The 19981-nt window shown below is 73.1% G+C and carries 20 protein-coding genes; 10 read left to right on the top strand and 10 right to left on the bottom strand.

Going from position 1 to position 19981, the window contains the following annotated elements; all coding sequences use genetic code 11:
• Positions 1-63 precede the first annotated feature (63 nt).
• The 4 genes from R4Z62_RS10140 to R4Z62_RS10125 form a co-directional block, all read right to left on the bottom strand.
• Positions 64-1374, bottom strand: a complete 1311-nt coding sequence (locus R4Z62_RS10140) for an MFS transporter (RefSeq protein ID WP_491519622.1) — start codon at positions 1372-1374, stop codon at positions 64-66.
• Positions 1371-2702, bottom strand: coding sequence for a GH1 family beta-glucosidase (locus R4Z62_RS10135; RefSeq protein ID WP_491519621.1), 1332 nt, complete (start codon positions 2700-2702; stop codon positions 1371-1373). The genes R4Z62_RS10140 and R4Z62_RS10135 overlap by 4 nt, the downstream gene beginning before the upstream one ends.
• A 70-nt stretch (positions 2703-2772) precedes the next feature.
• Positions 2773-3039, bottom strand: a complete 267-nt coding sequence (locus tag R4Z62_RS10130) for a protealysin inhibitor emfourin (RefSeq protein ID WP_064533085.1) — start codon at positions 3037-3039, stop codon at positions 2773-2775.
• Between the two features lie 21 nt (positions 3040-3060).
• Positions 3061-4131 carry a M4 family metallopeptidase gene (locus tag R4Z62_RS10125; protein ID WP_064533084.1) on the bottom strand — a complete coding sequence of 357 codons (1071 nt, stop codon included), beginning with the start codon at positions 4129-4131 and terminating at the stop codon, positions 3061-3063.
• Between the two features lie 367 nt (positions 4132-4498).
• On the opposite strand from R4Z62_RS10125, the gene leuA reads away from it, so the two are divergent.
• Together leuA and R4Z62_RS10115 are read left to right on the top strand one after the other, a co-directional pair.
• Positions 4499-6229, top strand: a complete 1731-nt coding sequence (gene leuA, locus R4Z62_RS10120) for a 2-isopropylmalate synthase (protein ID WP_064533083.1) — start codon at positions 4499-4501, stop codon at positions 6227-6229.
• Between the two features lie 182 nt (positions 6230-6411).
• Positions 6412-7113: a TerB family tellurite resistance protein gene (locus R4Z62_RS10115; RefSeq protein ID WP_064533082.1), complete on the top strand. Its 702-nt coding sequence runs from the start codon at positions 6412-6414 to the stop codon at positions 7111-7113.
• Between the two features lie 212 nt (positions 7114-7325).
• On the opposite strand, the gene R4Z62_RS10110 is transcribed toward R4Z62_RS10115, so the two are convergent.
• Together R4Z62_RS10110 and R4Z62_RS10105 are read right to left on the bottom strand one after the other, a co-directional pair.
• On the bottom strand, positions 7326-8246 hold the full coding sequence (locus R4Z62_RS10110; protein WP_491519620.1) for a dihydrodipicolinate synthase family protein: 921 nt from the start codon (positions 8244-8246) through the stop codon (positions 7326-7328).
• A gap of 97 nt (positions 8247-8343) precedes the next feature.
• Positions 8344-8886, bottom strand: coding sequence for a GNAT family N-acetyltransferase (locus tag R4Z62_RS10105; protein ID WP_064533079.1), 543 nt, complete (start codon positions 8884-8886; stop codon positions 8344-8346).
• 325 nt (positions 8887-9211) lie between these two features.
• On the opposite strand from R4Z62_RS10105, the gene R4Z62_RS10100 reads away from it, so the two are divergent.
• The 6 genes from R4Z62_RS10100 (at position 9212) to R4Z62_RS10075 (ending at position 16124) form a co-directional block, all read left to right on the top strand.
• Positions 9212-9961: an SCO2525 family SAM-dependent methyltransferase gene (locus tag R4Z62_RS10100; RefSeq protein ID WP_237305334.1), complete on the top strand. Its 750-nt coding sequence runs from the start codon at positions 9212-9214 to the stop codon at positions 9959-9961.
• A gap of 82 nt (positions 9962-10043) precedes the next feature.
• Positions 10044-11888: an SCO2524 family protein gene (locus R4Z62_RS10095; protein ID WP_064533077.1), complete on the top strand. Its 1845-nt coding sequence runs from the start codon at positions 10044-10046 to the stop codon at positions 11886-11888.
• A gap of 3 nt (positions 11889-11891) precedes the next feature.
• A complete protein-coding gene (locus R4Z62_RS10090) occupies positions 11892-12809 on the top strand; it encodes an SCO2523 family variant P-loop protein (RefSeq protein WP_064533076.1) in 918 nt (305 codons plus the stop codon).
• A complete protein-coding gene (locus R4Z62_RS10085) occupies positions 12806-13771 on the top strand; it encodes an SCO2522 family protein (protein ID WP_491519619.1) in 966 nt (321 codons plus the stop codon). Before R4Z62_RS10090 ends, R4Z62_RS10085 begins: the two co-directional genes overlap by 4 nt.
• Position 13772: 1 nt before the next feature.
• The gene (locus R4Z62_RS10080; RefSeq protein WP_491519618.1) at positions 13773-14780 is read left to right on the top strand and encodes an SCO2521 family protein; all 1008 of its coding nucleotides are present in this window, start codon (positions 13773-13775) and stop codon (positions 14778-14780) included.
• A 78-nt stretch (positions 14781-14858) separates the two neighbouring features.
• Positions 14859-16124, top strand: a complete 1266-nt coding sequence (locus R4Z62_RS10075; RefSeq protein WP_491519617.1) for a hypothetical protein — start codon at positions 14859-14861, stop codon at positions 16122-16124.
• Positions 16125-16140: 16 nt separating this feature from the next.
• Here the strand turns inward: R4Z62_RS10075 and R4Z62_RS10070 are convergent, their stop codons facing one another.
• The 4 genes from R4Z62_RS10070 to R4Z62_RS10055 all read right to left on the bottom strand — a co-directional run bounded on the left by R4Z62_RS10070 (position 16141) and on the right by R4Z62_RS10055 (position 19363).
• The gene (locus tag R4Z62_RS10070; protein WP_491519616.1) at positions 16141-17676 is read right to left on the bottom strand and encodes an alpha/beta hydrolase; all 1536 of its coding nucleotides are present in this window, start codon (positions 17674-17676) and stop codon (positions 16141-16143) included.
• Between the two features lie 90 nt (positions 17677-17766).
• The gene (locus tag R4Z62_RS10065) at positions 17767-18129 is read right to left on the bottom strand and encodes a DUF1304 domain-containing protein (protein ID WP_381743255.1); all 363 of its coding nucleotides are present in this window, start codon (positions 18127-18129) and stop codon (positions 17767-17769) included.
• Positions 18130-18269: 140 nt separating this feature from the next.
• Positions 18270-18548: a DUF397 domain-containing protein gene (locus tag R4Z62_RS10060; protein ID WP_491519615.1), complete on the bottom strand. Its 279-nt coding sequence runs from the start codon at positions 18546-18548 to the stop codon at positions 18270-18272.
• Positions 18530-19363 (bottom strand): helix-turn-helix domain-containing protein, encoded by an 834-nt coding sequence (locus R4Z62_RS10055; RefSeq protein ID WP_355482585.1) that lies wholly within the window; start codon positions 19361-19363, stop codon positions 18530-18532. The genes R4Z62_RS10060 and R4Z62_RS10055 overlap by 19 nt, the downstream gene beginning before the upstream one ends.
• A 140-nt stretch (positions 19364-19503) precedes the next feature.
• On the opposite strand from R4Z62_RS10055, the gene R4Z62_RS10050 reads away from it, so the two are divergent.
• Both R4Z62_RS10050 and R4Z62_RS10045 read left to right on the top strand, forming a co-directional pair.
• A complete protein-coding gene (locus R4Z62_RS10050; protein ID WP_064533069.1) occupies positions 19504-19722 on the top strand; it encodes a hypothetical protein in 219 nt (72 codons plus the stop codon).
• 17 nt (positions 19723-19739) lie between these two features.
• A complete protein-coding gene (locus R4Z62_RS10045; RefSeq protein ID WP_491521967.1) occupies positions 19740-19943 on the top strand; it encodes a hypothetical protein in 204 nt (67 codons plus the stop codon).
• The last annotated feature ends 38 nt before the right edge of the window (positions 19944-19981 follow it).

Genomic DNA, 19981 nt, shown 5'->3' with positions numbered 1-19981 from the left:
GGACCCCGGTCCCCTTCTTCTGCGGTCTCCTGCGGTCTCCCGCGGCGGCCCACCCCCCGCGCCTCACTCCACGCCCCGGATCCGCCCCACCAGCACCGCACCGGCCAGTCCGATCGCGGCCGCGATCAGGTAGAGCACGCGGTAGCCGCCGAGGTACGTCACGATCGGCGCGGCCAGTGCCGGGGCCGCCACCTGGGGGAGGGCGTTGGCGACATTGATGACGCCGAGGTCCTTGCCGCGGTCCAGGGCGGTGGGCAGTACGTCGGTCATCAGGGCGAAGTCGACCGAGGTGAAGACGCCGAAGCCGACGCCGAGGACGGCCGCCGCCACGAGCGCGCCCGGCCAGGTCTGCCACGCCGCCAGCGCGGCCGTGGCCACCGCCATGAGCACGCCCGACCAGACCACGAACGGCTTGCGGCGGCCGGCCCGGTCCGACCACACCCCGCCCGCCACCACCGTGGCCAGCAGGGTGGCCCCGTTCACCGCGGTGAGGACCAGGACGCCCCGCTCGGGGTCCGGGTACCCGACGCGGTCGCGCAGGTAGTAGAGGAGGTAGAGCAGCACCAGGGAGTTGCTGAGGTTGATCAGGAAGCGGGTCAGCCAGGCCCAGCCGAGGTCCGGGTGGCGGCGCGGGCTGAGCAGGAAGCCGCCCCAGAAGCCCCGCCAGGACCAGGGCGGGCGGCGCGCCGCCGGGAGCCGCAGGTCCCGGAAGCCGAGGAGGTACGGCAGCACGCCCGCCGCCGTGAACACCGCGCAGGCCGCGTACCCGGCCCCGGTGCCGCCGGTCAGCGTCGCGAGTCCCGTCCCGCCGACCACCCCGAGGATCTGTGCCGCCCCCAGCCGGCCGCCCACCGATCCGCGCTGCGCGCGCGGCACCCGGTCCGGCACGGCCGCCGTCACCGCGGCGAAGGCCGCGTTCAGGGTGAGCTGGACCAGGCACCAGCCAGCCGCCATCGCGGCCACGCCGTGCGCGCCCGCCAGGAGCAGCAGCGACAGCGCGCCGCCTGCCGTCCCGGCCGCGATCCACGGCGAGCGGCGGCCCCAGCGGGCCGTCGTCCGGTCCGACAGCGCCCCGAACAGCGGATTGGCCACCAGCGACACCACCGCCCCGGCGCCCGTCACCCAGGCCAGCAGCGCTTCCTTGGACAGGCCGGTGCCGGGCGCGAAGTCCCGCGCCTGGGCGGCGAGCAGGATCTGCAGCGGTCCGTACCAGCCCACCCAGATCGCGCCGTTGGCCAGCGAGAGCGCGGCCGTCCAGCCCCGCCCGACCGGCCGGACGGGTTCGGCGAGCGGGTCGGGCCCGGGGCGCGCGGGGGCTTTGCCCGGGGACGAGGCCGGACCCGGCGGGCGCGGCGGCCGGCGGGGGCGGGTCATCTCTGGGCGCGGAGCTGGCTGCGGTACCAGTGGTAGGAGGACTTCGGGGTGCGTTCCAGGGTCGCGTAGTCGACGTGGACGAGGCCGAAGCGCCGGGCGTAGCCCTCCGCCCACTCCCAGTTGTCCAGCAGGGACCACACGAAGTAGCCGCGTACGTCCACGCCCGCCGCCATCGCCCGGTGCAGCGCCCGCAGATGGGCGTCGAGGTAGGCGATGCGGTCCTGGTCGTCCAGGCCCTCGTAGGAGCAGCCGTTCTCGGTGATGACGAGCGGCGGGAGGCGGTCGCGGTAGCGCTCGCGGAAGCCGGTCAGCAGCTCGGTCAGGCCCTCGGGGACCACCGGCCAGCCGAAGTCGGTGACCGGGCGGTCCTCGATCTGTCGGACGGTGAACGGCAGTCCGGCGGGCAGCCTGATCCCGCCGACCTCCGCGTCGGTGCCCTGCGGGGCGCCCACCCGGGCCGGGGCGTAGTAGTTGACGCCGTACCAGTCCAGCGGCTCCGCGATCACCTTGAGGTCGGCCTCGACGTCGCCGGGCATCAGCTCGCCGACGCCCTCCGGGTAGCGGCCCAGCAGCAGCGGCTCGGCGAACAGGCGGTTGAGCAGCATGTCGTAGAAGTCCGCCGCCTCCACGTCCGCGGCCTCGCGCGAGGCGGGCCAGGTCGGGGCGTGCGAGTTGGCGATGCCGATGTCCGAGGCCCCGGCCGCGCGCAGCGCCCGTACGGCCAGGCCGTGGGCGAGGAGCTGGTGGTGGGCGGCGGGCAGCGCGTCGAACAGCAGGCGCCTGCCCGGCGCGTGGACGCCCAGCGCGTGGCCGAGGAGGGTGTGTTCGGCGGGTTCGTTGAGGGTGATCCACTTGCCGACGCGGTCGCCGAGGCGCCCGACGACCACCGACGCGTACTCCGCGAAGCGCTCCGCCGTGTCGCGCTCCAGCCAGTCGAGACCGGCCGGCAGGTCCCAGTGGAAGAGCGTCGGGACGGGGCGCACCCCGGCCGCGCACAGCTCGTCGACGAGCCGGTCGTAGAAGTCGAGGCCGCCGGGGGAGTTCACCCGGGGCCAGGACACGGAGAAGCGGTAGGCGCCGACGCCGAGCCCGGCCAGCAGGGCGACGTCCTCGGTGTGCCGGTGGTAGTGGTCGCAGGCCACCGCCGCCGTGGAGCCGTCCTTGATCCGGCCCGCCTCGGCGGAGAACGCGTCCCACACGGACGGCTCCCGGGTGTCCGCCGCTCCCTCGATCTGGTGCGCCGAGGTGGACACCCCCCACAGGAAACCGTCCGGGAACCGGGGGAGCGGTTCGGCCGAGGTGCCTGAGGTGCCTGCGTCAGTCGCCATGCGCGGATCATCCGTACCGGCGGTAACGGAAGTCAACGCCCGTGCACGGAAAGGGCTTGCGGGCCCCTGGCTACGCGCCTTCCTTCAGCACTCTGGTGATCAGCTCGCGCTGGTCGTCGGTGAGCCGGGGGTCGGCGGCGTGGACCGTGTGTCCGTCGACCGTGATCTCGTAGTGGAAGCCGTCCGGGACCCCGGCGGGCGGGGTGCCCTGGCCCGCGGCGAGGGCCTTCTCGGCCAGGGACCGCCACTCGGGGGCATCGGGCCGCTGCGAGGTGTCCACCTCGGCGTGCCGCTCGATGCCCGCGAAGCCGCCCGTGCGCCGTACCTGAATACGCATGGGTCAGTGTCTAGTACGGATTCAGAGCGTCCGCACCCCCACCTGCTCCCAGCCCTTCTGCACGGCCTGGAGCACGTCCCCCGCGCCGTACCGCTCGCGGGCGGCCTGCACGGTGAGGGTGGCGAAGGCCGCGAAGTCCGCGTCCTCCTTGAGCTTGCCGCCGGTCAGCGCGTCGTACCAGACCTGTCCGGCCTTCTCCCAGGCGTGCCCGCCGAGCGCGGTGGCGACCAGGTAGAAGGCGTGGTTGGGGATGCCGGAGTTGATGTGCACGCCGCCGTTGTCGCTGCCGGTGTGGACGTAGTCGTCCATGGTGGCGGGCTGCGGGTCCTTGCCGAGCACGTCGTCGTCGTAGGCGGTGCCGGGCGCCTTCATGGAGCGCAGCGCGGTGCCGGTGACGCGCGGGGCGAGCAGCCCGGCGCCGATCAGCCAGTCGGCCTCGCTCGCGCTCTGCCCGAGCGTGTACTGCTTGATCAGCGAGCCGAAGACGTCGGAGACCGACTCGTTGAGCGCGCCGGACTGGCCGAAGTAGGCCAGGTTGGCGGTGTGCTGGGTGACGCCGTGGGTCAGCTCGTGGCCGATGACGTCGACCGGGATGGTGAAGTCGAGGAAGACCTCGCCGTCGCCGTCGCCGAAGACCATCTGCTCGCCGTTCCAGAAGGCGTTGTTGTACTTCTCGTCGTAGTGCACGGTCGCGTCCAGCGGCAGGCCGCTGCCGTCGATGGAGTCGCGGCCGTACGCCTTCAGGTACAGCTCGAAGGTGGCGCCGAGGCCGGAGTAGGCGCGGTTGACGGTGGCGTCCTTGCCGGGCTGCTGGCCCTCGCTGCGGACCTTGGTGCCGGGCAGGTCGGTGCGGTGGTGGGCGTCGTAGATCGTGCGGTGCGGCTGCTCGGCCTGCTTGCCGGCGGGCGGGGCGACGGCGGTGGCGCCGACGACGGTGGTCAGGCGCCTGCGGGTGCGTTCCATGGCGTCGCGCTGGAGGCTGCGGCGGGCCGGGCCGGACAGCGCGGGGTCCTCGTTCCGGGCGAGCCGGTCGAGGACGTGGGGCGGGACGATGGTGCAGAAGACGGGCTCTTGGCCCCCGTGGCTGGTCATACGTCGACCATCGCACTGCGTGATGTCAAAGTCACTACCTGCAACCTTGATTGGTGAAAAATCGGGGCAAGGCGTTCCTTCGGCGGTCGCGAAGGGTAGGGGTGGCTGCGCGGTGTGACGACGCGCACTCTTTGTACCTTTTGCTCCCTTTCGCGGGTCTCGTTTCGCATACTGGACGGGTCCACGCGTCCGACGCGGCTCGGCTAGGCTGCACAGCACCATGCGTTTCGGGCTGCTTCTCCTTAGCTGCCGCGGCGAGGGCCTGTAGTCGAGGCCGACCCCCTCCCCGCGGAGTCTGGCGTTGCGCCGTCGGCCGCCCCACCGGCCTCCGCGTCACCCGCGGACCTCCCGAGGAGCCCACGCCACCATGGTCAACCGTCAGCAGCCCAGTTCCATGCCGGTCCGCAAGTACGGCCAGTACGAGCAGGTCGACATCCCCGACCGCACCTGGCCCGAGCAGCGCATCACCGCCGCCCCCCGCTGGCTCTCCACCGATCTGCGCGACGGCAACCAGGCCCTGATCGACCCGATGTCGCCCGCCCGCAAGCGCGCCATGTTCGACCTGCTGGTCAAGCTGGGCTACAAGGAGATCGAGGTCGGCTTCCCGGCCTCCGGCCAGACCGACTTCGACTTCGTGCGCTCCATCATCGAGGAGGAGGGCGCGATCCCGGACGACGTCACGATCTCCGTACTGACCCAGGCCCGCGAGGACCTGATCGAGCGGACCGTGGAGTCCCTGAAGGGCGCCAGGCGCGCCACCGTCCACCTGTACAACGCCACCGCGCCGGTCTTCCGCCGGGTCGTCTTCCGCGGTTCCAGGGACGACATCAAGCAGATCGCCGTCGACGGCACCCGCCTGGTGATGGAGTACGCCGAGAAGCTGCTGGGCCCGGAGGCTGATGGCACGACGTTCGGGTACCAGTACAGCCCCGAGATCTTCACCGACACCGAGCTGGACTTCGCGCTGGAGGTCTGCGAAGCGGTGATGGACGTCTACCAGCCGGGACCGGGCCGCGAGATCATCCTCAACCTGCCGGCCACCGTGGAGCGTTCGGCACCCTCCACGCACGCGGACCGCTTCGAGTGGATGCACCGCAACCTCTCCCGGCGCGAGTACGTCTGCCTGTCCGTCCACCCGCACAACGACCGCGGCACGGCGGTGGCCGCGGCCGAGCTGGCGGTCATGGCCGGCGCCGACCGCGTCGAGGGCTGCCTGTTCGGCCAGGGCGAGCGCACCGGCAACGTCGACCTGGTCACCCTGGGCATGAACCTGTTCTCGCAGGGCGTCGACCCGCAGATCGACTTCTCCGACATCGACGAGATCCGCCGTACGTGGGAGTACTGCAACCAGATGGAGGTCCACCCGCGCCACCCGTACGTGGGCGACCTGGTCTACACGTCCTTCTCCGGCTCCCACCAGGACGCCATCAAGAAGGGCTTCGACGCCATGGAGGCCGACGCGCGGGCCAAGGGCGTCACGGTCGACGACATCGAGTGGGCGGTGCCCTATCTGCCGATCGACCCGAAGGACGTCGGCCGCTCCTACGAGGCGGTCATCCGCGTCAACTCGCAGTCCGGCAAGGGCGGCATCGCGTACGTCCTGAAGAACGACCACAAGCTGGACCTGCCCCGCCGGATGCAGATCGAGTTCTCGAAGATCATCCAGGCGAAGACCGACGCGGAGGGCGGCGAGGTCACGCCGAAGGAGATCTGGTCCGTCTTCCAGGACGAGTACCTGCCCAACCCGGACAACCCCTGGGGCCGCATCCAGGTCAAGACGGGCCAGTCGACCACCGACACCGACGGCGTGGACAGCCTGACGGTGGAGGCCCAGGTGGACGGCGAGGACACCGTGCTGACCGGCTCCGGCAACGGCCCGATCTCCGCGTTCTTCGACGCCCTCCAGTCCATCGGCATCGACGTGCGCCTGCTGGACTACCAGGAGCACACGATGAGCGAGGGCGCCTCCGCGCAGGCCGCCTCCTACATCGAGTGCGCGATCGAGGACAAGGTCCTGTGGGGGATCGGCATCGACGCGAACACGACACGTGCGTCGCTGAAGGCGGTCGTCTCCGCCGTCAACCGGGCCGCCCGCTGACCACCCTGACCGGCGTTTTCCCGGCCCCGGCCGCCCATCGAGGCAGCCGGGGCCGGGAATTTTGCCGTCGTTTACCGGCCAGGTCACGGAAAGGTCTCGTCCCGGGTACTGACTCAGCCTCACCGATGTGGCTAACATCACGCCCACGTGGCGATGTTGCCGCGTGGTTACGGAGGTGCGACGTGCTGCCAGTACGGGGACGAAACGGCCGTGCCGTCAGGCTTGCCCGCATACTGGGCACCCGTACCGCCTGGACACCCGTGGGCGACGGCGAGTTCTTCTGCCCCGGCTGCGGCGGTGACCGCAACTACCAGCGGCTCACCGGCCGGCGCCGGTTCACCGTCCTCGGGGTGCCGCTGCTGCCGCGCGGCGCGGCGGGTCCGGTCGTGGAGTGCGCCGCCTGCACCGGCCGCTTCGGCACCGACGCCCTGGACCACCCGACCACCATCCGCTTCTCGGCGATGCTGCGCGACGCCGTGCACACCGTCGCCCTCGCGGTGCTCTCCGCGGGCGGCACCTCCTCGCGCACGGTCCTGGAGACGGCCGCCGCCGCCGTGCGCGCCGCCGGTTTCGCCGAGTGCACCGAGGAGCAGCTCGCCGCCCTGGTCGACGCGCTGGCCGCGGACACCGGGCGGGTCTACGAGGACCAGCCGTGCGCCCCCGGGCTGACCATAGAGCTGCACGAGGCCCTGGACCCGCTGGCCCCCCACCTCGCCCCGGCGGGCCGCGAGGCGGTCCTGCTCCAGGCCGCCCGCATCGCCCTGGCCGACGGCCCCTACACCCCCGCCGAGCGCGACGTCCTTGCCACGGTCGGCGCGGCCCTCACCATCTGCGCGGACGACATCGACCGCCTGCTGGCAGCGGCGGCCCGCACCCCGTCCTGACCACCGGCCCCCGGCGGCGCCCGAATGCCACCCCGACCGGCTCCCGGCACGACCTGGACACCGCCCGGCCACCGGCTCCCGGCAGGATCCGGACGCTGTCCCGCCCACCGGCCGCCGGCCCCCGGCAGCATCCGGACGCCTCCCCAGCCACCAGCCCTCACCAGCCCCCGCCAGCCCCTGCCGCCGCCCGCCCGGCCCCGCCGACCCGGGCCCTACAGCAGCCCCGCCGTCGCGAGGTGGTCGCGTACGTGTGCCACCTCCTGTTCCGTCAGCGGGAGCTGCGGTCCGGCGGTGGCCGGGCAGTCGATGATTCCGCGCAGATGCAGGGCCGCCTTCAACGGGCCGGGCGCCGCGGGTCCCGGGCCGCCGGTCCGGGTGAGTGCGAACAGCGCGCACAGCCGCTCCTGCTCGGCCCGCGCCCCCTGCGCGTCACCGGCGCGCGCGAGGCGGTAGAGGCGTACGAAGCCGTGCGGGTCGACATTGGCGAGCCCCGGCACCGCGCCGTCGGCGCCCAGCGCCAGCGCCACGTCGACCAGCCGCTCGGAGCCGGTCAGCACGCTGAACCCGGCCGTACGCGAGTCCGCGCGCACCCCGGCGGCGACCTCCCGGAAGCCGTCCAGCTCGCCGCTGGAGTCCTTCAGTCCGGCCAGGACGCCCTCCCCGGCCAGCTCCAGCACGAGAGCGGCGGGCAGCTTGGTGTGCACCGCGGCGGGGATGTCGTAGGCGAGCACCGGGACCGGGCTCGCGGCGGCGACGCGGCGGTAGTGGCGGGCGATCTCCGCCGGGCGGGCGACCGCGTAGAAGGGCGCGGTCACCACCACGGCCCGCGCGCCCGCCGCCGCGACCGCGGCCACCTGGTCGAGCACCCGCGCCGTCGTCATGTCGACCGCGCCCGCCAGCACCGGCAGCCCCGCCCCCACGTGCCCGGCGACCGCCTCCACCACCTGTGCGCGCTGCCGGTCCGTCAGGAACGCCGCCTCCGACGCCGTCCCGAGCACGAACAGCCCGTGCACCCCGCCCGCCACCAGATGGTCGACCAGCCGCAGCAGCGAGCCCACGTCCACCTCGCCCTCCGGCGTCAGCGGTGTGCACACGGGCGGGACGACACCGGTCAGCGGCGCGGGGAAGGTCATACGGGCTCCCGGGAGCGGTGGCGGTCGACGACAACTGCCTCGTATGGTCGCCGCGCCGTCAGGCGTGGGACGGGAGCGCCGCGCCCGGCCGGGCCGCTCAGCGGCCCCGGGTGAGGTCGAGGCGCAGTATCCGCCGGTGCATCCCGGGGCCGAAGTAGTCCGGGCGCAGGCCCCCGTCGGGTTCCTCGGGACCGAAGCCCAGGGAGCGGTAGAGGAGTATCGCGGCCCGGTTGGTGGGCTCGACGGTGAGCCGGACCTGCTCGATCCCGGCGCGGCGCAGCCGGTCCAGGACCGCCGTCATCAGCTCCCGGCCCAGCCCGTTGCGGCGCCGGTCGTGGGTCACGCCCAGGCCGAGGATCCAGCTGTCGCGGCCGAGCGCCGTCGTCCCCGCCAGCACATAGCCGCGCAGCCGGCCCGTCCCGTCGTCCAGGACGAGGAAGTGCTCCGCGTACATGTCGTAGAGCTGGCGCAGCAGAAAACCGGGGTACGCGACCTCTTGGAAGACCTCCGCGTCCAGCCGTTGCAGTTCGGGCAGGTCGGACTCGTGCACCCGGCGCAGGACGAGCGGCAGCGAGGCCGGGAACGGTGCGGTGAGCTGCTCGTGGCGGTCGAGGAAATGCTCCAGCGGTTCGGCGGTCATGCCACCCCCAGTCAGGACATGCGGACGTCAATCCGGCGGAAGCCGGCGCGCTCACCCGAAGGACTGAGGCCCGGATGTGGCGGCCGGCTGCTCGTTCTGCCACAGTGGAGCCTCCAAGTTCCGTACTGCAAGGGCCAGTTGGGGTGTGCGCCCGGATGTGCTGACGTGCGCCGGGGTGCACCGGACGCGTCCCGCGGTGAGGGACCGGCGTGTTTGCGGCGGGTCTACGGTGCGGGGGACGAGGTCCGCCACTCGGGGCTGCCGGCGTCCAGGGGCCCGCGCACACGGACCGGCTCGCAAAGAAATGGAACGCGGCAGGGTGACTATGGATCGCAACGCTGACGCCCCGTGGTCGAAGTTCGATCCTGAGGTGTACGTCGACAACAACTACCGCACGCCGCTGGAGGCCGACCTCCACATCGTGCGCCTGCTGCGCGACTACTTCAGCCGCTGCTTCGCCGGCTCCGGCCCCGCCCTCGCGCGGGGCGTCGACGTCGGCGCGGGCGCCAACCTGTATCCCGCGCTGTCCATGCTGCCGTGGTGCGAGAAGGTCCTCCTGCTGGAGTACGCGCCGCCGAACATCGAGTACCTGAAGCGGCAGACCGCGCCCGGGGGCCTGGGCACGGAGTGGGACGCCTTCTGGGACGTGCTCACCGAGGCCCCCGCCTACCGCGGCGTCGACCCGCACAGCCGGGTCGGCGAGATCGTCCGGGTGGAACGGGCCAACCTGTTCGACCTTGACGGACGGCGCCGCTGGGACATCGGGACGATGTTCTTCGTCGCCGACTCGATGTCCGAGTGCCCCGAGGAGTTCCAGCGGGGCGTGCGCTGCTTCATGGAGGCGCTCGCGGGCGGGGCGCCGTTCGCCGTGGCGTTCATGAAGGAGTCGGTCGGCTACCGCGTGGGCGAGCACCGCTACCCGGCCTACCGGGTCAACGAGGAGCGGGCCAGGCGGGCCCTGGAGCCGTTCACCGCCGAGCTGGAGCTGCACGATCTGCACCACGTGGTACGGCCCGGACACGAGGGCATGATCCTCGCCCTGGGACGGCGCAAAGAGGAGATTGCCGCTCCGTAGGAACGGGGACCATGTCTGGGCGTGAGGGGCGCCGGCACGGGCGACGGCACAGGACAACGGGATCTGTACGAGGGGTACGGGGATGCAGATCAAGCCACGGCAGCATCTGCTGGACATCTGGCGGGCCACGGCCCGGCACTCGTTCGAGGACGGCAAGCTCCTCACGGGCGACACCGACGGGATGAGCAGCGTCGCGGACGCCGAGCGCCTGCTGTGCCTGCTGTATCCCGCCACCGAGGTCCCCGCGTTCCGCGTCGACCAGCCCGACACCACCGAGCGGGACGTCCTGCGCGCCGTGGAGCGGGTCGGCAGCCGCCTGGAGATCCCGCTCAACCTGATCACCGCGCTGACCCAGTTCATGCGCACCCACACCGGAGCCGACGACAGCCCCACCTTCGCCGGCGGGCACTACTTCAAACCGGCCGAGGCGGGCGGCGAACTCACCCACGACCAGGCGCAGCTGGGGGTGGTGGACTCCTACTCCATGTCCGTCACGCTCTGCCTGGCCACCCTCGGCTTCCTCAAGGTCTACGAGACCACCACGACCCGCCCCGAGGTCCGCCGGGCCGTCGGGGAGCTGCGCGAGGCCACCAACGCCCGGCTGACCTCCGCGATGATCAGCCTGCTGCGCTCCTTCACGGTCAACGTCTTCGACGCCGAGTCCGAGCAGGGCAAGCGGCTGATCCGGGTCATCGGGCAGAACCGCCAGTCCGACCGGGCCGTCCTCCAGCAGTTCGCCCGCCGCTTCCGGCCGCTGCGCGCCACCATCATCGAGAGCCTCACCCGCGGCATCCAGGTCGACGAGAGCATCCGCGACGAGAGCCAGCTCTTCGAGTGCGGCTGGGCCTGGGGCGTGGTGCGGGACGCGCCGCGCGTCACCGACCTGGACGTCCAGGTCCCCGGCCAGCCCGACGGCATCGCCGACCGGCTGCCGTACGTGTACTTCACCGTGGTCGCGCTCGACGGCATCCAGGACCTGTTCTCCGAGCGCACCCTCACCCTCGGACTGCTCGACGCCGACCAGCAGAAGCTCTCCGAGGCGCTGCGCCTGCGCTGGGAGCTGAGCCAGCAGTACTGGTCCGCCGTCGCCCGCTTCGGCAGCGAGCGCTGGCCCCTGGAGGACCTGCCCTGGCAGACCACCGGCCTGCGGCTGGAGTCCGAGTACTTCTCCCTGACCGTCGCCGCCATCCTCGTCCACGACCTGGTCCGCCGGAAGGCCACCGACGACGACCTGACCCGCACGGTCGCCATCATGGAACGCCTGGCCGACCGCGGCCGGGTCACCAGCCGGATGACCCGCAACGACCCCGCCATCGGCCTGCACCACCCCGGCGTCACCATGCCGCTCGCCGGTTCCGACCGCTCCGGCGGACTGCTCCTGTGGCGGATGACCGACTTCTCCGCCCAGCTCCTCAAACGGATCGTGCAGCTCGCCGAGCTGTCCCGGAACATCGACGCGCAGGACCGCCTGCTGCGGCTGGCCGAGCAGACCTTCGAGCACCTGTGGAACCGGCGGATCCAGGACGGCGCGGGCATCGACCTCTGGGACGACGTACGGACCGTCTACCCGGACGCGCGCGGGACGCCCCCGCGCATGTCCTGGAGCATCACCGAGCGCATCGTCGAGTGCCTGGTGGCCGCCCGCAACCTGTACGAGCAGCAGCCCATCCGCAGTCCCGAACTCGCCCAGCTCGCCCGGGAACTGCTCAGCGAGGCCACCCACCTGTTCGGCCAGGAGCAGCTGGAGGCGGCCACCGGCACCGACAGCGGCCGGGGCCGGACCATGCGGAGCATCGAGAGCCGTCTCGAACACGCCCGCAGCCTGCTCGACGACCGGCCCGCCACCGCCTTCGCGCTCGCCCTGCCCGTCCTCCAGGAACTCGACACCCTGGCCCAGGCCAGGGGCGCCGCCACGCAGGAGGTGTGAGCCGTGCTCGTCTTCGCCGCCTCCGACAAAGGAGGCACGGGCCGCTCGGTGACCAGCGCCAACCTGGCCTACCAGCGCGCCCTCAGCGGCGACCACGTGGCCTACGTGGACTTCGACTTCGGCTCGCCGACCGCCGCCGCCGTCTTCGACGTGCCGGGCGCCATGCGCGGCATCACGGAGCGCGGCCTGCACTCCTACCTGGAGGGCGAGGCCGCCGAGCCCGCCAGGATCGACGTCTGGCGGCAGACCGAGCACCCGCTGCTGCGGGCCCGCCCCAACCAGTCCGGCCGGCTGGTCCTGCTGCCCGGCGACGCGGGCGGCGGCGAGTTCGCCACCGGCGAGGAGGCCCTGGAGCGGTGCGTGGACCTGCTGCTGCGGCTGAACACCGAGTTCGACGTGATCGTCGTCGACCTCAGCGCGGGCCGCAGCTACGCCGTCGACATGGCCCTCGCGGCCACCGCCCACCCCAGGATGCGCAACGTCCCCTTCCGCTGGCTGGTCTTCCACCGCTGGACCCGGCAGCACGTGATCGCCGCCTCCGGGCTGGTCCACAAGGAGAACGGCATCATCAAGGGCGGCGTGGCCCGCGGCCACGACGAGCAGGCGCTGCGGGCCGCGATCCGCTTCGTACGGGCCGCCGTACCGGATCCGGAGTCGCCGCTGTGGTCGCACGGCTCGTCCGCCCAGGCCGCCTGGATGCAGGCATGCGACGAGACACTGCGCAGGCTCGCCGCCGAGCACCGCATCGGGGACAGCGTCGTCGTCGGCATCGTCCCGCTGGAACCGATCCTCCAGTGGCGCGAACAGCTCATCACCGAGGAGGACGTGCTCTCCACCCAGATCGCCAACAAGGAGACCCTGGAGGCGCTGGAGGAACTGGCCCGGCGGCTGACGGACGACACGTACTGGGGGCAGCTGTGACGGAGGCCGTGTTCCGCGAGACCGCGGCCGAGCCGCGCACCCAGGCGGTGCCGCTGTCCCACCTGTCCCTCGAACTGGGCCACCTCTACATGGAGGACTTCGAGGCCGGTCCGCAGCGGCTGCGGGACCACTTCGAGCAGGTGCGGCCCTGGGCGGAGGCGGCCCGCGCCGCCGCCGCGGCCCGCACCGGCGGCCGGCGCCCCCGGATCAGCACCTGCTTCCTCATCGACGACTACTTCACCCGCTTCTCCAGCCCCGCCGAACTCGTCCCGCTGCTGCTCGCCGAGGCCGAACGGGCCGGGCTGGGCGTCGACTACCTGGCCCGCGAGTCCGGCTGCGCCGTCACCGGCGAGGTGCCCGTCGCCCAGGCCGTGGCCGCCCGGCTGGTGGAGGAGCCCCCGCCGGGCAGCCACGGCGCCCGGCCGCCCGCCGCGCAGACCGGCTGGCTTGCCAACGGCGAGCGCAGCCCCGCCGCCCGCGCCCCGCAGGCGATGAAGACCGCCGCCGCCTGGCAGCCGCCCCGGGAGACCGCGGCCCGCCGCCACTCCGTCTTCCTCGACGCCGAGCTGTGGAGCGACGACGCCGACGGACGGCGCACCTGGTCCTGTCCGTTCCTGGCCGCCGTCTGGCAGCTCGGCCGCCTCGGACTGCTGCGCCACGAGGGCGCGCCCGTCTTCGACCCGCACCGGCCGTCCGGCGCGGGCTTCCCCGACGACTGGGACGACCTGCCGCCGCTGCTGCGCCTGAACGAGCGCGCCGACCCGTTCGCCGCCTACCGGACCTGCTCGGTGCTGCCCAGCCGGTTCCTGCCCGTCGAGCACGCCGTGCGGGTGGTCCTCGACCAGACCGACGTGGACCGGGGGGCGCTGGACCAGGTGGCCGAGCGCTCCGCCCGCGAGCGCGTGACCGTCCCGGACTCGGTGGCCGACCGGGTCTCCTACGTCTTCTACGCGGGGCCCTGACATGGCGGACACGCCCCCGGGCGGGACCGGGAACACCGTGCTCGCCTGCGGCGAGGTCCGCACCTGCCTGCTGCCCGCCGGACAGGCCCTCGACATCCGGGCCGCCGACCGGCTCCTCGCGCTGCGCGCCGGTGAACGCGTCCTGCTCTCCGAACGCCCCAACCTCTACGCGCGCTCTCCCGAGACCCTCACCGGCGTCGACTGCCCGCTGCCCAGCGCGGGCGGCGCCGTCCGGGCGGTCGGCACGGTCGCCGCGCGGGCCGCGCTCACCGAGGGCCGCGTCCTGCAGACCTCCGCGTACTTCCGGCTGGCCGCCACCGGCCCCGACCAGCGGCGCCCCTGGGGTCAGTACCTGGTACGGCCCGGTCTGCTGGAGCCGTTCGGGAAGGCGCCGCACGAGGCGGTCGCCCGGGGCGTGCTCGGCGGCGGACGTCCCGGCGACCTCGACGTCGGCCTGATAGCCGACGCGCTGCTCACCCGGCTGCTGCGCCACCCCCTGCTCGACCAGCGCCCGCCCCTGCGCTCCCGGCCCACCCGGCTGCGCTGGGCGGCCCTGCCCGCCGAGGGGGAGGCCCGGCCTGCCGTCGAGCGGTTCACCCTCGCCGAGGACGAGCTGCGCACCGTACGGCTGCGGGTGCCCGAGGGCACGCCCGCCGCCGACATCGCCGGACTCTGCGACGACCTGGCCCTGCACGACTGGCTGCTGACCACCCTGGTCCGGCTGCTGGACGGCATCACCCTGGGCGCCCCGGCGGAGCCGGTCCGCGCGAGAGCGGCGGTGCGGGACCGCCCCTGTGTCGTCACCGTGCTGCGGCCCGCCGTCGACCACCTGCTGCACCTGTGGATGCCGCGGGCCCGGGTGGCGGCGGAACTGGCCCCGCTCTGGGACGTCCTGGAGGAGCGGCCCGGCTTCACCCGGCAGTGGCGGGCGCAGGTGCAGCGCATCCGCGACCAGCTCACCCTGCACGCGATCCCCGCGCCGCACCGGGAGGTGGAGCCGGTCCCCTGACCGGACGCCCGCCCGGGTCCCCCACGGCACCTCACCGCATCCCGATCCGACGCGTATCCCAACGGGGGGAGAAGCGAGATGAGCACGGCACAGACACCCCAGCCCGAGGACACGGCCGCCACGGACGCCCCGGATGTCCCGGGCGCCCCGGCCGCCCCGGCCGCCCCGGACGGCCCGGCCGCCCCGGACGGCCCGGCCGCCGGGGCCGGTGCGGCGGCGCCGTCCGGCATCGCGAACCGGCTCCGAGCGGCCCTCGCCCCTCACCCGGCGCGGGCGGCCCGCCCCGGCCCGTCCCGGTGGGCGCGCCGGATCGCGGCCGGTGTGGTCACCGGCGCGCTCGCCTGGTCCGTCACGGCGGTACTGGCCCCGCACACCGCGCTGTCCCGGCAGGCCGGGGCCGCCGTCCTGTGCGCCACCGCCGCGGTCCTCGTGCAGCACGTCCTCGGTCTGGACCGGCGGCTCGACGAGCACGCCGGGGCGCTGGCCGCGCACACCCGGGACACCGAGGCCCTGCTGAGCGGGGCCGCCGACGCCGTACGCGACGGTCTGCGCCGCCACGACGACCGGCTGGACACCGGACTGACCCGGCACACCGCCGACATGCGCCAGCTCGTGGAGAGCCGGATCGCCGAGGCGGACCGGTCCGCCGGGCCCTACCTCCCGCCCGCCCAGATCCGCGTCGACGGCGTGCCCGAACTGGCCAAGGGCTTCGCCGAGGTGCTGGCCCCCGGCACACCGCTCCTCTACACGTTCGTCCGCCTGGAGATGGGCCGGGTCGTCGGCCACATGGCGGACCTGGCCAGTCTGAGCGCCGAGTGCCCCGGCGAGAACCACGACTGGCTGCTGTCCCTCACCCGGGCCGCCGAGCACTCCATCTGCGCCACCAGCACCTCCGTGGACCGCGAGTTCTGGAACAGCGAGCCCGCCAGCCGCTATCTCCAGGCGCAGCGGGAGGCGGTGGAGCGGGGCGTGAGTGTGCGCCGCGTGTTCCTGCTGGAGAGCGCCCGCGAACTCGGCGACCCGCTGTTACGGCTGTGCGAGGAACAGGAGCTGCTGCACATCGAGGTGCGCGTCTCGATCCTGCCCGAGCTGCCGCCGCTGCTCCAGCGCGGCACCACCGACGACTTCATCGTCTACGACGAGGAGGCGTCCTTCGAGATCGACCAGGACCTGCGGGACGTCAACGTCCGCACCCGGCTCATCGCCCGCCACGACCACGTCGAGGACCGCATGAAGCGGTTCCGGGAACTGTGGGAGGCGGGCATGAGCGTGCGGGAACTGGAGGTCCGGGTCGACGACGAGGAGGACGGCACCTGGATGGTCGACGCGGTCGAGCCGGGCTGAGCGCGGCCCGCGCGGCTCAGCGGCAGTACACGTCCCCCGCCGGGCGCTGCCCCGTCGCCAGGAAGCGCGAGACGGTGCGGTCGCCGCAGGGGTTGCCGTTGGCCAGGTAGGCGTCGTGGCCGATGGAGTCCACGGTGACCATGACGGCGCGCCGGCCGAGGGCCGCACGGAGTTTCAGCGCGCCGCCGAGCGGGGTGGCGACGTCGCGCCGGTTCTGGACGAGCAGCACACGGGACGGGCCGCGGTCGGTGACGCGGACGGGGGCCTCGCGGGGCGCGGTGGGCCAGGCGGCGCACAGCATGGCGTTACGGGGCATGCCCGCCGTCAGCGGGTACGCGGCGCGGCTGTCCGCCACGTCCTTCTCGTACGCCGCCGCCGAGTGCGGCCAGGCCACGTCGTTGCAGAGGGTGCCGGCGCCCACGGCCGCCACGTTCTGGAGCGCCTCCTCCGGGGGCGCCTGCGGCGCGGGCGGGACGGTACCCTGCCGCGCGGCCTGGATCAGCTTCGCCAGGGCCGGGTAGTTCTTCGGCGCGTAGAGGCTGTCCAGCAGGGTCTGGCGCAGCACGTTCCCGTTCAGCTCCTCGGGGTTCGCGCCGGGCCAGGGGGTCGGGGCGTGGTCCAGGCGGGCGGCGAGGTCCAGGAACAACGGCCGTACGTCGGAGGCCCGTTCGGCCAGGCGGTCCGGGTTGCCGGGCCGTGACGCCCAGGCCGCGAAGTCCGGGAAGGTGTCCTCCACGCCCTGCTCGTGCGCGCCCAGCCAGGCGCGGTTGACCTGCTGCGGGTCCGGGTTGTCGTTGCTGTCCAGCACCATGCGGTCGACGCGGCGCGGGAAGAGCTGGTTGTAGACGGCGCCGACGTACGTCCCGTACGACACGCCCCACGCGGACACCGTGTCCTCGCCGAGCGCGGCGCGCAGGCGGTCGAGGTCGCGGGCCTCGTTCGCGGTGCTCAGGTGCTGGAGCAGCGGCCCGGCGTTCTTGGCGCAGGCGTCCGCCATGCGCCGGGCGTCGGCCAGGTTCCCGTCGATCGAGCCGTCGGCGGCCGGCCACGGGCGCAGCCGGGACGTCGCCAGGTCGGCGTGGTCGAGCCCGCAGTCCACGGCGGTGGAGGGCGCGAGGCCGCGCGGTGCGAAGCCGACCAGGTCGTACTGGTCGCGGACCGCCTGCGGCAGCTTCTGCCCCTTGCCGGACGGGTCGTTCAGGCTGGATCCGCCGGGGCCGCCCGGGATCAGCAGCAGCACCCCGTGCCGCGTGGACGGCTTCTCGCTCGCGATGCGCGAGACGGCGATCTCGATGTGCGGGCCGCGCGGATCGGCGTAGTCCATCGGGACGTCGAGGGTCGCACACCGCTGGCGCGGATCGAGGCCGTCGCCCGCGCACTTCGTCCAGGTGAGGGTGGGGGCCGGGGACGGCCGGGCGGCGGCCGACGCGGTCACGGGCGCGGTGATGCCGAGCAGGACGGCGGTGGCGCCGACGAGTGCGGCGTTGCGACGAGTGAGGACGGTACGGCCGGTACGGACACGGATGCGCTTGCGCTGGGTCAGCTGGGTCATAGGAGGAGCCTCCCGGACCGCCCCGGCCCGCTCCATCCGGCCAACTGGCATGCCGTGCCGGGGGTTTACCCCCTCAGGCCCCCTACGGGTTCAGTGCGCCAGGAGCACCAGCGCGAGGCCGGCGGCGGCCGGGACGGTCTGGACGAAGAGGATCTTCCGGCTGGAGGTGGCGGCCCCGTACAGGCCCGCGAGCGCGACGCAGGCCAGGAAGAACACCCGCGCCTGGAAGCCCACCGGATCGGAGGCGAGCGCGCCCCAGATCAGCCCGGCGGCCAGGAACCCGTTGTAGAGGCCCTGGTTGGCGGCGAGCGTCTTCGTCCGCTCGGCGAACTCCGCGGTGGTGCCGAAGGACCCCCGCACCCTCGGCACCGTCCACAGGAACATCTCCACACCCATGATCAGAAGGTGCACACAGGCGTTGAGCCAGACCAGGACGGCCGCTGCGATCGACATGCCGACCATGATCGCCCGTCGCGGGCCGCTTGCCCAGGGGCGGCGGCCCGCGAGGCGGCCGGGGCTCAGTACCGGCTCGGGCTGGTCACCCGGGGCTCCGCGTGGTTCGGGGGACGGCGGCGGACCCGCTGCTCTGACGCCTACGCGGCCCCGGCCACACCCGCGACGAAGCACGCCCAGGCACCGGCCCGCACGACCAGCACGGGACCGTCCGTGACCTTGCTGTCCCGGACGGGGACGATACCGGGGAAGCCGTCGGCGACCTCGACGCAGCTCCCGCCGTTGCCGTCGCTGTAGGTGCTTTTGCGCCAGCGGGCGGCGCCGGGGAAGTCGCGGGCGACCTCGACGCAGTTGCCGCCGCTCCCGTTGCTGTAACTGCTCTTGTGCCAGGAGGCTTTGGTCAGGTCGTACTCGCGCATCGTCTGAAGTCCTCCGCCGCCGATTCGATCAGGGCCTGGGACGCCCCCGGCGACAGCGCGGCGACCCTGAGCAGATCGTACGTGCGCAAGGCGTGCTTCACTACGGCCGGATCGTCGATGAGTGTCCCCGAATACTCCGTCTCTGTATAGGCGACCGGCGGGGCGTCCTCGAACTCCATGAGCCTCAGATCTCCGGTCATGGTGGCGTGAGCCCCCGCCGCGTACGGCAGCACCGCTACCACCGCCGAGCGCTCGCGCACCAGCCCTGCGATGTGGTTCAGTTGCGCGGCCATGGCCTGCGGGCCGCCGACCGGGATGCGCAGTACGTTCTCGTGCAGGGTCACCCAGTACTCGGGGCGGGTCGCGTCGCCGAGGATCTGCGACCGCTCCAGCCGGGCGGCGACGATCTCGTCGACGTAGGTGTCGGTCCTGAAGGGATTCGCGGCGATGGTCACCGCGCGGGCGTATGCCTGTGTCTGGAGCAGCCCCGGGACGACTGCCGGGGCGAACTCACAGATCTTCGTCGCCAGCCGCTCCAGCTCCACCGCATGCGCGAAGTAATCCGCGTACCGTGGATCGTCGATCAGCTTTCTGCACAGCCGCTCGAAAATACCGTCGGTTTGCAGGACGTCGTCGATCCGCTGGGCCACATCCAACTGCGGCTTCCTGATCGCCTGTTCGAACTGACCGATGTAGCCGCCCGAGACGAAGACCCGCCCGCCCAGCTCCACCTGCGTCAATCCGGCGTTCTCCCGGCGCCGCTTCAGTTCGGTGCCGAAGAACTCCCAGACGACCTGGCGTGAAGCATTGGCCATTACCAACCCCCTTGTGCAGCCGCTCCCTTGCAGTGCCCGAAACCCTTCCGAGTGTAGACGTGAAACACCATTGTGGAGACGCGAAGAGTAAAACCCCGGGATGACGGAAATCCCGGAAAGGGAAAGGGAGGAAGAACACCGTGGCAGCACAGCAGCACTCGGCTCACTCGGCGGTCTGTGTCCAGGAAGCGGAGGAAACACTTGTTGAATTGCGTACCGCGCTGGAAAAGGCCGGAATCACCCTGCCCTCACTGGGACTCGACCCGGGCGGGCTGGCCCGCGAGGCACCCTGCCCGCTGGTGGAACTGGGCCGCTGCTCCGTGGAGACGGCGGCCCGGCTCGTCGCGGCACTGCGGTGAGCGGCCCGTGTCCGCCGGTGGGGGCTTACGCGCTCGACACCGGCACCGGGTGCGTCGGCGTGGTCATGGGCCACGAGGGGCCGTACGTCCAGTTGCGGCCCCTCGGCGGGGGACGCGAGTGGGACTGCGTACCGGAGCTGGTCCGGGCGGCGACCCTGGCGGAGCGCCTGAGCGCGGCGACGGCGTACGCGAACGCCCGCAGCCGGGGCGAGGCACCGTGAGCCGCGCGGGCCCGGTCCGGGATGTCGACCCGGGGCGT

This window comes from Streptomyces sp. PL-25 (genome assembly GCF_058344915.1).
The sequence above is the reverse complement of the archived record's forward strand: the minus strand, read 5'-3'. Positions and strand labels throughout refer to the sequence as shown.